The sequence below is a fragment of the Cytobacillus solani genome, assembly GCF_006704205.1.
Taxonomy (GTDB): Bacteria; Bacillota; Bacilli; order Bacillales; family Cytobacillaceae; genus Cytobacillus; species Cytobacillus solani.
This window is the reverse complement of record NZ_CP041305.1, coordinates 707247-720358: the sequence shown is the minus strand read 5'-3', so window position 1 is coordinate 720358 and position 13112 is coordinate 707247. Positions and strand designations below refer to the sequence as shown.

Genomic DNA, 13112 nt, shown 5'->3' with positions numbered 1-13112 from the left:
AAATCCCTTTTTACTTTTGTGGCTGCTCAGAATTACCTAGCATGTTACTCAATTAAAGGGTCAGATTGTGAAGTAAAAACAAACAACGGATATTAGACCCCTCTCTCATACCCGTTGCCTATTTATTTTAAGAAACATTCCTGCCTTGAAAGCTTTTATATGGCAATATGGAAACTAAAAGCAGCAAGATACCAAACAGTACAAATAAAACAGGTCCAGGCAGGATATGAAACAAGGCCGGAGCCATTCCTCCAAGTGCCATCCCTGAATAACGCACGAAATTAAATAAACCTAAAGCTGTTCCTCTATGCTGAATGTATTCGTTACTGATAAGCGTCGAAAAAAGAGGTGCTGAAAATCCTACCACGATTCCATATCCAAATAAAATCATGCTTAACCCAATAAGTGATTGTGTGTGAAATACACCAAACAGTATGATTAACAAGGGCATGGTGATCAAAAGTGGCATCAATAATCTGCTTAACGATATATTTTTCTGTAATTTTTTGAACAAGATGCTCCCCACAATCATGCTGACGGAGAGTGGTAAATATAACAATCCAATGAGCTGTATAGTCAGTCGATAATGATCATGGAGCAGGACGGGCAGATAAACAAGAATCGCAAAATAGATGAAAAATACTATAAAGCTAACCATGATGATACTGACGCCATTGTAATGAGAAAAAACTGCTTTATATGTCTCCATGAATCCTTTACGCTGTTTTTTAACCGTTTCAGTCTGTTTCTCGCCTGGCAGGAGATAAGCCATGAAAATAAGCAGCACAACTGCGATCATCAAAAGGAAAAGGAAGGCTCCCTCATAGCCGAAATACTCCCCAATAAAACCCCCGAAGACAGGTGAAACGGCAGGGGCAAGGGTAAGCAGAATTTGATAGGTTCCCATAGCACTGCCCCTTGCCTCACCTTCAAACTGTTGTGCCACGATACTAATGACAGCCAAAGGGATAATGCCAGCCCCGACAGCCTGAACCATCCGGAACAACAGAAATAGCGCAAAACTGTCCGTATAAGCGCAAATGACGGCTGAGACACCTATCAACACAAGGCTGACCATCAACAAACTTTTTTTATCTTTGTGATCAACCACCGTTCCTAGAAGGATTTGTATCACCGCAATAATAAAGATAAAACTGCTGACCGTGAAATTCACCGAGCTGATGGGCACATGAAAGGAATCCCGGATTATGGGGATAATCGGTGTATAGATGTTCTGGCTTAAAGAAGCAAAAAACGCGCTAATACTCAAGACATATAAGACAAACAATTTTCCCTGCGCTATATCTCTTGCCATGTGTTACTCTCCAAATGACATGTCATTATGTTTGAGATTATCGGTTATCGTTTTTAAAAAGGAGATAATGGTATCCAACTCGTCTGTATTAAAGCCGTCCAGCAAACTCAAATATCGATTTCTTACTTGCTCGTGCAGCCTTGCATGAATAGAAGCGAGTTGTTCTCCAAATTCAGTAAGGAGGTAGTGTACTTCCTTTTGATTATCTTCCTGTCTGGTTTTAACAATTATGTGTTTCTCTAGCATTTTTCGAATAGCCTTCGTAATAGCTGGCTTGGACACATGCAATGTTTCGGCAAGTGATGTGTTATTCGCAGATCCCTGTTCCTTGATGGCGGAAACGATGTGTAACTGAGTGAGTGTCCAATCCATCACCATAGAGTCTTCTGTCTCTTTTATATTGAAACTCCTTCTTTTTTGAGCAGCTTCTCTCTCTTTAATTAACTGCTGCAAAGCATTCAGTGCTTCTTTTTTTTTATCCATATGATTCATCGTATATCACCTACTTTTTATTATTATTAACCGGTTAACAATTATAGTTTACCAGTTAATAAAAAATAATATCAAGTGTTAGTTTCGTTTTTTAACAAATTGGCGCGATTACTGGAAAGGAATGCTTAAAATAAAGATGCTGTTATGTTTTCTACATTAAAATATATTATTTAGGGCGATTTTTTTATTCAACTAAACTTATAATATTAATAAAAGCAGAATAGAAATCTAAGTAGGCACTTTAGGATGAAGGGGGAAATCTCATGAATAAATTAGTAAATGACAATCTGTATGAAACGAGAAATAACCTAGTAAAAGAAATTACTTTATTAAGTGATACTGAACTTAATAGTAAGCCTGATATGAATATGTGGAGTATAGCACAAGTTTGCCATCACTTAGTTTTAGTGGAAGAGGCATCTATAAAGGCTATTGCATGGGGATTAAAAGACAATAATCGTACTCAAAAAGAACGTAAAAATGTTCAATTTATATTATTGGATAGAACGAAAAAGATTAAAGCTCCAAAAATCGTTGAACCAGATGTAGAATCATTTGAAGTTCTGCAAATAATTGATTTGTTAAACAATTCGAGAAAAAAATTGATGGCTTTTCTTAGTACTATAGAAGATAAAGCCATATTGGAGGAAAAATCAGTGAAGCATCCTGCCTTAGGTGAATTACCTCTTGATCAATGGATCGAACAGATATATTTGCATGAACAGCGACATATAGAACAAATAAAAGAGATAAAATTACTTTTAGATGTGAAGCACTAAATTTAGGAGTATAAATGGATTCTTGTGATCAAACTTATTTATAAAAATTTCTAGTAAATTAAGAAAAATATGAAGGTTCGATAGAGCGATTACAAGGTATTAATGAGGAGGAAAAAGATGAATAAACCTTATAACATCATTTTAATTTTAATGTTAATAATGAACGTTGTTATCGGGGGTGCGTTATTTCATCAAACTTCATTACTTACTGAATATAAAAGTAAGATTAACAATCTTGAATTAAAAGTGGAAGACTTGGATGGCGTTATTAAAGAACGAATTGTGCCTGGTTTGAGAGAAGTTTCAAACAAAGATGATTGGATTACACGAAATACCTATACAAAAAACGGAAAAGTAATTCTAGAGGTTATGGAAGATCCAAGTCTGAGGGCGGGAAAATCCTTTGGTTATATATTCAGTTTCTCTGAACCATTTGAAACGTTTAATAGAAAAGAATTAGCTATTTATGCCTACCACAAAGAGACAGGAGATAAAATTACAGTTGTTCCTCCAAAAATCATAACTAATCCATCTTCTGGGTATCCTAGTTTAGAACGTTTTATTGCTTTTTTTAAAATACCTATAAGTGGTTTGTGGCGATTTGAGGCAGAAATAGATGGTGAATTCTATGCTGATGTAATCCTGTTGGTAAAAGAATAAGTTTTTGAGAGTAGGTTAGTTAACTAAAGAGGTAGTTTAATAAGAAATGCTAAAATACAGTACAAACGCAAAAAAGAAGGCACTCGAATAAGTTGATTCGAATGTCTTCTTTCTGGTTTGGTACTGTTTATCCCATTTATTCAGACATGCTAATCTTTAATAATCAATCCCATTAGCGATGCAAACTGAATTGCCTGATAGGATGATACCTTGCATCCCTTTAAGCTTTCGATGGAAATAGTAAGTGTATCAAAAGCAGACGAACTAATATCGATTCCTTTTAAAGATGTTTGCTCAAAGTTCGCTCCATCAAGAATGCATTTTTGGAATTCAACCTTTTTTAGTTTGCAGTCATAAAAATCTGTACTATTTAATGAAGCTTCTTTAAATATAACTTTCTCTAGCTTAGAGTTTCCGAATCCTGCCAAGTTTAATACCGAATCCTCAAACATAACATTTCCTACGCTAGATTCTGCAAAATTAACGCCGACTAATTTGCAATTTTTAAATTCGACTCTATGAACAGAAGATTTGCTTAAATTTACATTTGATAAATCGCAATTTTCAAAGCAAACATCTGTAATATCAATATTACTAAAGTCTGTATTAGTGAACTTGCAATTCTTTATCACTGCATTATATAACCGGACTCTATCTACCGCTTTATTTTCAAAAGCGGAGTCGATGATTGTGCACATCTCGAGAATGGGGTCCTCTTCATAAAAAATATCGTGAAAATTTCTTGAAGATAACGCTGGCGAAATTTTTGGAAAGTCAATTTTCATATCATATCCTTCTTTCTATTTATTAGGCAGCTATCGAGCGAATAAAGAAAAACATATCCATAGCTGGTTACCTACTGAAAGCTTTTTGTATCATAGAGAGCAAGCTGTTATATCCTATCATCCTCTGTTTCTACACTTGCTTCAACTATTTTTGTTCTTTCCTTTTAACTATTTATTAAAAATGGTTACAATGCGACTACAACTGGGGATATTGTGGAATATGCTGGCACAAGTAAAGGGAATTCATATTATCATTTTAAAACAAAAGAGAATCTCTTTTTTGAAACATTAAATATTGAGGAAGAAAAATGGTTTGGATTGTGGCAAGAGGAAGAGAAAAAATGTCAGAGCAATAGAGAAAAGTTTTATCGAATTAACGAATTATCCGTTAAAATGGATCAACTGCAAATGGCAAGTATTGAATTTTATTCTAGAGAACATGAATCAACGTATATTGAAGAAAAAATAAATGAGTATGAAAAGCGATATGCTGACATTTATTATGAGATATTTAGTGCTGGAAATAGAGAAAATGAATGGAATATTGAAGATGTAGAATCTGCTAGTCAGATTGCAGTTACTACCATTAATGGAATTATAACCTTTACTATTAAAAGTGATATAAAAAAGAGAATGGAGCTTATGGAACGTTTTTCTAAAATTTTTTTAAAAGGCGTTGAATGAAACAACATATCTCCCTTTATATAAAAGGATAGTTATAAAAATGGAGTTTCTTGTGGCGTAGAGGACATAGATTCAAGTATTTGCCCAGAATAAACAGTTCGAGCCCATTAATCAGTCAAGTTTTAAGCCAACTAAAAAACGCTTTCCTAAATACCAGGAAAACGGCTGTATTCACATTAATAATGTAATATATATGCATCACATTCTAATGTGAAAATGAGCCTGCTTCTTAAAGGTTTTTCTTTCTTGCTTGTTAAGGATTTGCAGTTATTGGGATTGAAAGATGAAGTGATTAACTAAATGAGCTAATAAAAGCTCAAAAGCTTATTCAATTAAATGGCGTTTCTGAAAAAAGGAAAGCGTCTTTCTTCATGGAAATTGCCATATAATTGAACAACACCTTTAAAGAAATATGAATATTTATGTTAAAATATAGGGTGAATTGTGAAGGGAAATATTTATAGTAAAGAGAAAGGCACTATTTTTATTATAAAGATAGAGGGGGAAAAGCATGTCATCAAAACAAGACTACAAAGCTATAATTCGGACGGTTCGAATAGAAGATGCTGAAGCAATACTTGATATTCAACGTGAGGTCATTAAAGAAAAGGACTATTTTATAGCGGTTTCAGAAGAGTTCAATAAAACTGTGGAAGAGCACCAAGAATGGATAACAAAGATCATCGAGCATGATAGAGAAACGATGTTTGTTGCAGAAATGAATGGAAGAGTAGTAGGTTGGATCGTGTTCCTGTCACAAGAGAGACAAAGGATGCACCACACAGGATCCATCGCCATCATGCTACAGAAAGACTATCGAAATAAGGGGATCGGCAAGCTTTTGCTCAATGAGATCCTCTCATGGGCAGCGCAACATCCAGTGATCGAAAAAGTTTCGTTAGGGACGTTCTCCACGAACTCAAGAGCCATAGCGCTATATAACAAACTAGGGTTTGTCGAGGAAGGTCGCAAAGTAAAAGAGTTTAAGTTTTGCGATGATGAATATGTAGACGACGTCTTAATGTATAAGTTTGTTAAATAGGTAAGAATTATAGCTTTGATATGAAAAAGTTGACTCATGTGGTGCATTAATGGGCCATTAGGGTCCACTTTTTATATTAGTGGCGAAACAGCTTGACAGCAGCTTACGATGAATATAAAGAAAAAATACGCTAATCGAAGATATCCAGATATTCCATTAAAGGGCGCAATTCTGCAGCAAGAATTAAGCCTTTTCTTTATGTAAAGGGCTATTTTCTTGAATAAAAAAGAAGATATATTGAATTTTCATTAAAGGACAGGTTGAAATGATATAATCATTAACAATGTGAATATCATTTAAGGGGTGAATAGCATGCTTAAAATAAATAACAAATCAGATAAATTAATTGTAGTCGTTCACGAAATATATGGAATTAACCAACATATGGTGGATTTATGTGAATTACTATCAGAAGAAAATTTTGATATTATTTGTCCAGATTTATTAGAACAGGAAATCCCTTTTGATTATTCTCAAGAGGAAAAAGCTTACCAAATTTTTATGGATAATGTAGGTTTCTCAAACGGATTAAATAAAATAAAAAGTATATTATTAGATATTAAAGATGAGTATTCAAAAATATTTATCATTGGATTTAGTGTAGGGGCAACGGTTGCTTGGTTGTGTTGTGAGGAAGAATATGTTGATGGTATTGTTGGATACTATGGTTCACGTATTAGGGACTATGTAAATATAAATCCAAATTGTCCGGTATTGTTATTTTTTCCGAATGAGGAAAAATCATTTAATGTCAATGAACTAGTTTCAACGATTGATAAACCAAATATAGATGCACGTATATGTAGGGGTGAGCACGGATTTAGTGATCCATACTCTTCTAAATACAATGAAGAATTAGCTCAAAATACATTTAGAGAAACATTGAGTTTTTTAAAAAACAACTGATTTTTTCCGCAAACCGGCTAATTGAATTTCCTCTTGTATTCCATAAATAGGGCGCTATTCAGCAGCAGGAATTGGGGGGATTCAGGAAAATGCGGATTTACAACGCTAAGCTTATTTTCAGACGATCCCCCTAATGGGAGGGCTTCTTTATTTGATTTGTTTCACATAGAGAAGTTTAACGAAATCTGTTATTTTATTTAAGTAACGGGGGAGAAAGTGGGGGAATTTTCGTTATAAAAACAAGAAAACCCACTATATGAAGTGGGCCTAATTGTTACTGAACAGGCTAAAATAAACAGCTTAATAGTCCAATTATGGTGTTAACCTATTCATGTCACGCGGAAAAGCACTTGCCTCTCGAACGTTCATTAATCCAAGGAGTCTAGCAGTTAAACGTTCCAGTCCAATAGCAAAACCTCCGTGCGGCGGAACACCGTATTTGAACGTGTTTAAATAATTTTCGAAGTTTTCCTCGTTAAGCCCTTTTTCTCTGAATGATGCTACAAGCATTTCATATTCGTGAATTCGCTCACCTCCAGATGTAATTTCTAGACCTTTAAATAAGAGATCAAATGACTTAGTTAATCCGTTTTCCGAAGGCATTGTATACATAGGTCTATTTTCTTTCGGGTACTCTGTAATAAAGACAAATTCACTCCCTGTTGTTTCTTTTATATATTTTGCAATGAGTTTTTCGCCTTCAGAATTTAGGTCACCTTCCGGCATTTCTTTTTTATAATGCTTCTTTAAAATTTCACTTACATCATGTACTGTTAGTTTTGGAATTTCCGTGATAATTGGCACCTCAATTTTCAAAAGGTATAACTCATTTTCATTTTTTTCTTTTACTTTTTCAAACATATATTTTAAAACTTCAGTTTCAAGTTCCATTAATTCTTCAAAGCCTTCAATAAAACCCATTTCAACATCCAAAGAAATATATTCATTTAAATGTCTTGAGGAGTTGTGTTCTTCTGCCCGGTAAACAGCTCCAATTTCAAATACGCGCTCAAGACCTGAAGCCACCATCATCTGTTTATAAAATTGGGGAGATTGTGCCAGAAATGCTTCTTTCCCAAAATAATTAAATGTAAAAACATTGGCTCCACCCTCTGCACCTTGAGAAACAATTTTCGGTGTGAAAATTCTAATGAAACCCAGGTCTGTTAAATATTCACGAAATGCTTCTTCAAGAGTTGCTTTTATTTTAAAAATCGAAGCAATTTTTTCATGACGGAGTGATAATACCCGATGATTTAAAAGATTCTCAAGTCCTGCCTTCAATTCTTTTTTATTTACTTCAAAAGGCAGCAAACTATTTTTGTTCATCACTTTCACAGATTTTGATAACAGTTCAACGCCAAGGGATGTTTGATTTGTTGAAACCACTTCTCCAATAGCTTCTATAACACTTTCTGTTTCTACAATGAATCCAGCAAGTTCTCCTTCTAATACACATTGGATTTCACCAGTTCGATCTCTTATCACTAAAAAACTGATGTTTCCAAGATGTCTTACTTTTTTAACCCAACCTTGTACTTTTACAGTTTCTCCAACTTTTTTTACACACTCTTTGGCGAGTGTACGTTTTAGATTTGTATACATGATTTTTCCTCCCAAATTTTTCAACTTTTGATTTTTTTTATCATCATCATCATCATCCACGGACACTCACCTCCTTTAAATAAAAAAACTCCCGCCCCTGACAATTTGTCAGGGACGAGAGCTTATCTCGCGGTACCACCCTAATTGCTGCGTACACAGCCACCTCAAAGCTTATTAACGGTTGCAAACCGTCTATCCCTACTTTTTTCAGGATAACACTCACAGGTGTCTTTCAATCATTATTTAACACAATCTTTTCAGCTGCCGATTGCTCTCTTTAGTTAAAGGGAATGACTTACTTTTCCTGTTCATCGTTTTATGAATATTGTAAAAGTTATTATATCCATTCTTCTTTTTATTTTCAACAAAATCTTTATTTCCTTCAGAAAAATAGCTAATGAATTATTTCTTTTGGGAAACTTTATTAGTAAAAGTGATAAACAAGAACAGATGGCTCCTAAAAAGAACCTTCTTATTCCTAATCTTATTCAGGTGAATGGGAGAATGTATACGTTCTTCAAAATGAAATAGTATTGGCGATGGTTATTTCCCCTTTTTTCTATTGTGCGCAATTCTGCGTAGGAATGAAGCTCTTTTTTCAAGTGAAGGACTAGATTATAGAATAAGATTAGCAGTATGATCTCGACGGTGATGAAACCTTCAATCTCACTAATCAATCTAGGACGAGAGAAAATTTATTCACTGTATTTCTTTAAAACAATTGCTGCATTATGACCTCCGAAGCCAAATGAGTTAGATAGACCCATATTTATTTTCACTTGGCGAGCAACAGATGGTACATAATCTAGATCACATAATGGATCAGGATTTTCTAAGTTAATGGTCGGAGGGATGATCCCTTCCTTTAAACTCATTGCTAAAGCAATTGCTTCAACTCCACCAGCTGCACCTAACATATGACCAATCATCGATTTATTAGCTGTTACGGGAATCTGATAAGCTTGTTGTCCAAACAACTGCTTAATAGCCATCGTTTCAGAGATGTCCCCGACTTTTGTACTTGTTGCATGGGCACTAATAACATCAATTTCTTCAGGCATTATATTGGCATTTTTTAAAGCGGATCTCATTGCAAGATAGGCACCTTTCCCTTCCGGATGTGTAGCTACGATATGGTGTGCGTCTGAACTTGCACCATATCCAATGACTTCTGCATAAATTTTTGTCCCTCTGCGTAAAGCATGAGATAAAGATTCTAAAATTAGAATTCCTGCTCCTTCTGACATGACAAATCCATCTCGACTTTCATCAAATGGACGACTAGCTTTAGTAGGATCATCGTTTCTTGTTGATAATGCTGTAGCATTGCCAAAGCTTGCTATGGATAAATCTGTTATTGCTGCCTCTGTTCCACCTGCAAACATAACGTCAACTTCTCCATAACGGATAAGTCTAAAGGCTTCTCCGATAGCTGTATTTCCAATGGCACAAGCTGAAACAGGCGACATAGAAGGTCCCATCGCATTCCACTTGATACTAATTTGTGCTGCAGCAGCATTCGAAATCATAGCAGGCACTAGGGTCGGGCTGACTCTTCTTGGCCCCTTTTGTCTAAGAGCATCAATATTTTCAATTAAGGTTTCAATTCCACCTATACCTGAACCTACATATACGCCTAACCTTTCTGCATCTATACGATCGAGTTCTAAATTAGAATCTGCCCAAGCTTGTTCAGCTGCAGCCAATGCAAATTGAGAAAAACGATCTAACCGTCTAGCTTCATTCTTTCCTAAAACGCTTTCTGCATCAAAATCTTGGACGATCCCTGCTATTTTTGTCTTATGATTCGTAACATCAAATGTATCAATAGTGGATATTCCAGATTCCCCGTTAATCAGATTGTTCCAAAATGTTTGGATGCTATTTCCTATAGGAGACATGATCCCCATACCGGTAATCACAACTCTTTCCACTTTTCATCCCTCCAAATCAATCATTATCTTGTATTTTACATCTCTTTTATCCTATTACAAGGGGGAGTTTATCCTGGTATAATTACTACTACGTTAAATTGATAAGATGAGGAGTTTTAAAAATGAATGATAAAGCGAGGCTTGAAGCGTTGTCGACATTCTTGAAAAACAAGCGTGCCCAAATTAAGCCAGAGTCTATTGGTTTGCCTGCTGGAATACGGAGAAGGACACCAGGGTTACGAAGAGAAGAGGTTGCACAATTAGCAGGTGTTAGTACCACTTGGTATACATGGCTAGAGCAAGGAAGAGATATCAAGGTTTCTTCTATCGTACTAGATTGTATTTCTACAGCTCTACAATTAAATAATGATGAAAGAGACTACTTATATGACCTGGCATTAGAAGCAAAATCAGAAATTACCGATCAGAAAAAGGAGCAATCAGAGCTTAGCCCTTCTTTAAAGCGAATACTAGCTGAATTAACCTATTGTCCGACGATCATTACAGATCGACATTGCCATATTGTGGGTTGGAATCCGGCAGCTGCTCATGTTTTTTTAGATTTTGAACAAATACCGAATGATGAAAGAAATTTAATTCGTTTAGTGTTCACTAGAAAAGAATTTAAAGCATTGGCTGTCAATTGGGAGCATTTTGCAAAAGGTTTTCTTGCTATTTTCCGTACCTATTATGGACACTATTTAGGTGATGAATGGTACAACCAATTTATTAAAGAAATGAGTCGTTCACATTCAGAATTCCATGATTTATGGCGAGAAAGTCAAGTAAGTAAAGCCCCAGAAATGATCATTGAATTTAGGCATGCTAAAGCAGGCAAAATGTTGTTTAACTTAACTTCTCTCCAAGTTCAAGGGGATATGGATTTACGGTGCAGTATCTATACACCAGTAGAGGAAACAGATACAGAAAATAAATTAAAGCGATTAATGATGAGGGTTTCCGTTGAAAATGTCTAAAGTCATTTTGTTATTCCATTATTTGGTACCTATCTATAATAAGCATCAGTACTTATTTTTTAGGGACAGATTGTTTAGTAACTGTTTAGTAAAAAAATAGAGATCGTAAAGTAATGTATTTAAACTAGAAACACAGTTTAGTTGAACTAGAAAAGTTTTAATAAAAAAAGTAGGGGAAAAGAATGGACAAGGAAATAACAATTGAAGACTACAATCCAAATTGGTCTAAACAATTTGAAGAAGAAAAAGAAAAACTAGAGGAAATATTAGCTGATTAGGAACGGTAGAATGGGTGAAAAACGATAAAGAATATATTTAAAACCCAGATTATATTAGAAGAAAGGTAGTATTTTAATGAAAAATAATCGTAAATGTTTAATGGGAATATTAATAGGAGTATCAGTTATATTGGCTGCTTGTGGAAACTCATCTAACGAGTCAGGAGCAGTGTTGGACAACGATTCACAAAATAGTAACTTATCACAAAACACCAATGAAGACTCTTTTAATTCAGATTCACCTGAGAATGCCTTAAATAGCGACAACACTAATACGGATACCATTGATCAAGAAAATAATGATACAAACAAAAAAGTGGATACATCAAGCAATGTACCTGGAAAAGAAGAAGGCCTGTCTACTAATCAAACTGAAGGAAGTCTGAAGGAAAAGTATTTAAAAAAATTATATGATACTAAAAATGAAACGGAAGAATTGGAAGCAGAAGATTCATCGACATACGCTTTGAAAAAAGTGGAAAACGATAGATGGAATATTTGGGATGAATGGTTGAATGAAATTTATGGAGTTTTAAAGGAGCAACTGTCACCAGAAGAGATGAACCAATTAAGAGAAGAACAACGGAATTGGATAAAATATAGAGATGATCGTGCATTGGAAGCATCGCTAAAATATAAAGGCGGTACGCTAGAACACTTGGAATATGTGGCAGTGCTAGCTAATCTGACAGAAGAAAGATGCTTTGAATTGGTTGAAGATTATATGAAATAATTTTTCATAACGAGTATTGACCTTTTATTTACGTCACCCTCTGTTACTGGATTTAGTGTACAGACGGTAGTTTTTTTATAAAAACGTACTTAACAATCAGGCGCATTTCTGGAACAGGAAATGTGCCTTTCTTAATGAATTGAGCGGGATTGTTGAATATTTGTTATAATAAAAAATACAGAAAATTCCCACTCTTATGTTTCGTTACATGGAAAATGTACAAAAAGCACAAGAGGTCTGAGAAACAGTGGGAAGGCCAAAAGAATTGGTCATTTTGTTGAGTGAAAAAAGTTTGTTCAATTTTGTAAAAGTGGGGGAATGCTTATGTCATCATATTTCTTTGAAAACGGGTTACATGGCGTAAATGCTCATGTTGACCCCTTGGAGGTATTTGAGGGTTTACTTTGGGAGAAGGCTGGGGGTAAACCCGCAAACTGTCCATATTCAGTGTGGCAGCTTCTAAACCATATGATTTTCTGGCAAGATTTCTATCTTGCCTATCTAAAAGGTAAGGTGCCCAAACATCCAGAACATGATGAAGACTCATGGCCAGATGAAATAGCTCCGTCAAATGAAGCCGAATGGAGTGACACACTTCTTCTATTCAGTAAGGGGTTAAAGGAAGCTGAAAACGAAGCAAAAAAAGATTTAACGGAACTGAAAGACCTAGGATTGGAAAGGACTCGTGGGGACCTTTTAACCACTCTTATGGCACATAACAGTTATCATACCGGACAGATCGCACTGATTCGGCAATTAATTGGAGAATGGCCTCCACCTTCTTGGTGATACTTGGTAGCTAACCGGCGGCTACAGTTTTAAGATTGGAGAGTTCAATAAAACCAGCTAATAGTAGGCAGCTGCTTATTCAAGAATCGGGCGCTTATCAGTAGCAAGGATAGGCGCTTATTTTCCGTTTTAG

The 13112-nt window shown here is 35.2% G+C and carries 14 protein-coding genes and 1 other annotated feature; of the genes, 9 read left to right on the top strand and 5 right to left on the bottom strand.

The genetic code is table 11. The features are described 5' to 3' along the window. Nucleotides 1–127: 127 nt before the first annotated feature. Nucleotides 128–1315 (bottom strand): MFS transporter, encoded by a 1188-nt coding sequence (locus FI644_RS03660; RefSeq protein ID WP_053474692.1) that lies wholly within the window; start codon nt 1313–1315, stop codon nt 128–130. Nucleotides 1316–1318: 3 nt separating this feature from the next. Beyond that, entirely contained in the window at nt 1319–1807 is a 489-nt protein-coding gene (locus FI644_RS03655; protein WP_053474693.1) for a MarR family transcriptional regulator, read from the bottom strand. 263 nt (nt 1808–2070) lie between these two features. On the opposite strand from FI644_RS03655, the gene FI644_RS03650 reads away from it, so the two are divergent. Further along, nucleotides 2071–2586 carry a DinB family protein gene (locus FI644_RS03650; RefSeq protein WP_053474694.1) on the top strand — a complete coding sequence of 172 codons (516 nt, stop codon included), beginning with the start codon at nt 2071–2073 and terminating at the stop codon, nt 2584–2586. A 117-nt stretch (nt 2587–2703) separates the two neighbouring features. After that, complete coding sequence (locus tag FI644_RS03645; protein ID WP_053474695.1) at nt 2704–3246, top strand: hypothetical protein; 543 nt, start codon at nt 2704–2706, stop codon at nt 3244–3246. A gap of 149 nt (nt 3247–3395) precedes the next feature. Here FI644_RS03645 and FI644_RS03640 read toward each other — a convergent pair whose 3' ends face one another. Next, nucleotides 3396–4031, bottom strand: coding sequence for a pentapeptide repeat-containing protein (locus tag FI644_RS03640; RefSeq protein WP_053474696.1), 636 nt, complete (start codon nt 4029–4031; stop codon nt 3396–3398). A gap of 213 nt (nt 4032–4244) precedes the next feature. Between FI644_RS03640 and FI644_RS03635 the strand changes: the two genes are divergently transcribed. The 3 genes from FI644_RS03635 to FI644_RS03625 all read left to right on the top strand — a co-directional run bounded on the left by FI644_RS03635 (nt 4245) and on the right by FI644_RS03625 (nt 6663). Further along, nucleotides 4245–4715, top strand: a complete 471-nt coding sequence (locus tag FI644_RS03635; protein WP_286676664.1) for a TetR family transcriptional regulator C-terminal domain-containing protein — start codon at nt 4245–4247, stop codon at nt 4713–4715. Nucleotides 4716–5226: 511 nt separating this feature from the next. Further along, nucleotides 5227–5757 (top strand): GNAT family N-acetyltransferase, encoded by a 531-nt coding sequence (locus FI644_RS03630; RefSeq protein ID WP_053474697.1) that lies wholly within the window; start codon nt 5227–5229, stop codon nt 5755–5757. Nucleotides 5758–6069: 312 nt separating this feature from the next. After that, nucleotides 6070–6663 carry a dienelactone hydrolase family protein gene (locus FI644_RS03625; protein ID WP_056682901.1) on the top strand — a complete coding sequence of 198 codons (594 nt, stop codon included), beginning with the start codon at nt 6070–6072 and terminating at the stop codon, nt 6661–6663. A gap of 312 nt (nt 6664–6975) precedes the next feature. Here FI644_RS03625 and aspS read toward each other — a convergent pair whose 3' ends face one another. Both aspS and fabF read right to left on the bottom strand, forming a co-directional pair. Beyond that, nucleotides 6976–8268 (bottom strand): aspartate--tRNA(Asn) ligase, encoded by a 1293-nt coding sequence (gene aspS / locus FI644_RS03620; protein ID WP_142108987.1) that lies wholly within the window; start codon nt 8266–8268, stop codon nt 6976–6978. A gap of 107 nt (nt 8269–8375) precedes the next feature. Further along, nucleotides 8376–8589, bottom strand: a binding site (T-box leader). A gap of 374 nt (nt 8590–8963) precedes the next feature. Further along, nucleotides 8964–10202, bottom strand: a complete 1239-nt coding sequence (gene fabF / locus FI644_RS03615) for a beta-ketoacyl-ACP synthase II (protein WP_053474700.1) — start codon at nt 10200–10202, stop codon at nt 8964–8966. Nucleotides 10203–10324: 122 nt separating this feature from the next. Between fabF and FI644_RS03610 the strand changes: the two genes are divergently transcribed. From FI644_RS03610 to FI644_RS03595, 4 genes are all read left to right on the top strand, one after another. After that, nucleotides 10325–11179, top strand: coding sequence for a helix-turn-helix transcriptional regulator (locus FI644_RS03610; protein ID WP_053474701.1), 855 nt, complete (start codon nt 10325–10327; stop codon nt 11177–11179). A 182-nt stretch (nt 11180–11361) separates the two neighbouring features. Continuing rightward, nucleotides 11362–11457 carry a GrpB family protein gene (locus FI644_RS03605; RefSeq protein WP_142108044.1) on the top strand — a complete coding sequence of 32 codons (96 nt, stop codon included), beginning with the start codon at nt 11362–11364 and terminating at the stop codon, nt 11455–11457. 76 nt (nt 11458–11533) lie between these two features. Then, nucleotides 11534–12190 (top strand): lysozyme inhibitor LprI family protein, encoded by a 657-nt coding sequence (locus FI644_RS03600; protein WP_142108043.1) that lies wholly within the window; start codon nt 11534–11536, stop codon nt 12188–12190. A gap of 324 nt (nt 12191–12514) precedes the next feature. Beyond that, nucleotides 12515–12979 carry a DinB family protein gene (locus FI644_RS03595; RefSeq protein WP_056682910.1) on the top strand — a complete coding sequence of 155 codons (465 nt, stop codon included), beginning with the start codon at nt 12515–12517 and terminating at the stop codon, nt 12977–12979. Nucleotides 12980–13112 lie beyond the last annotated feature (133 nt).